At 59.9% G+C, this 1087-nt stretch carries 2 protein-coding genes; both read left to right on the top strand.

Features of this window, described 5'->3' with window-relative positions:
* The coding region (locus A2J01_RS06120; RefSeq protein ID WP_064112321.1) for a type VII secretion-associated protein at positions 1-615 on the top strand (615 nt) is incomplete at its 5' end.
* 185 nt (positions 616-800) lie between these two features.
* A partial coding sequence (locus A2J01_RS06115) for a WXG100 family type VII secretion target (RefSeq protein ID WP_064112320.1) occupies positions 801-1087 on the top strand: 287 nt, incomplete at its 3' end.

The raw sequence follows: 1087 nt of genomic DNA, 5'->3' as shown, positions 1-1087 counted from the left end.
GCCGTCGCCGGTGCGGTCGCAGGAACGGTCGTGGTGTCCACTCGCGATCGAAACGATTCTCGGTTGACGAGGTCGGTCGCAGCCACGGCGGAAGACGAAGTAGAGATCGTGGAGGCGTCGAAAGAGCAGGAAACGCCTGCACCGAAGACTTCGATCTCGTCGATCGAGTCCGGGGCCACGCCGGAACTTACTCGTGTGGACGTGGGAAGCGTTGCGGCAGAAGTGCCTTCCGATTGGAAGCTTCTGTCGCGAGGGACCTCGAGCAGGCGTACCGATTTGGTACCCGGTTCGGGTGCGGATCGCAAGATCGTGGTCATCGAGAAACGTCTTGCGGAAGGTGTGGGATTCGATTCCGTCGAAGCTGTTTTGCGTCAGCAGTTTTCGACGTTCGAGGACCCATTGCGGTTCGCAGAGTTTGCTGTGCTCGACGATGCCGCAGGAAAACGGGCAGTGGTGTACGTCGAGTTTCCGGACGATTTCTCCGAGGTGCGTTGGCACGTGTACGTCGACAACGGACGGCAAGTGAGTATCGGCTGCCAGTATCTGATCGGTGAGTGGGGCAGTCTCGAAGCGGACTGCCTGCGGATGTGGCAGTCGGTCGAATTCACACCGTGACCGGATCGGTCGGTTCTGAAAATATTCTTCGGTCGGGCCGGAACCGTTGGTACGGAGGTCGCGTCAAAGGTATGTGTAGCGCACATCAGGGAGTTCCGCTCGACCCCGGTGCACATCCGACGGACCAAGCCCGTTGTGTGTGATCGCCGATACCGAACGGTACTCACCGAATCCAGGGGGACGACATGGGCTTTACCGCAACTACCGCTGAATTGATCGATTCGGCGGGGACCATCGACGGACATCTCGGTGACATCAGGGGGCTGGTCAACGCTGTTCGGTCGGAGGCCGACGCTTCGCACAATTCGTGGAACGGTGCGGCGCAGGTCGAATACGCAGGAATCATGGAGCGATACAACAGCGCGGCCCTGAAGTTGGACACAGCTCTGACCGACATCTGCGAGCAGATCAAACAGGCCGCGGGAACCTTCGACTCGACCGAAGACGACAACGTCAGCTCGCTTCGCGGCGC

The sequence above is a fragment of the Rhodococcus sp. EPR-134 genome (assembly GCF_001647205.1).
GTDB lineage: Bacteria > Actinomycetota > Actinomycetes > Mycobacteriales > Mycobacteriaceae > Rhodococcus_F > Rhodococcus_F qingshengii.
The sequence above is the reverse complement of the archived record's forward strand: the minus strand, read 5'-3'. Positions and strand labels throughout refer to the sequence as shown.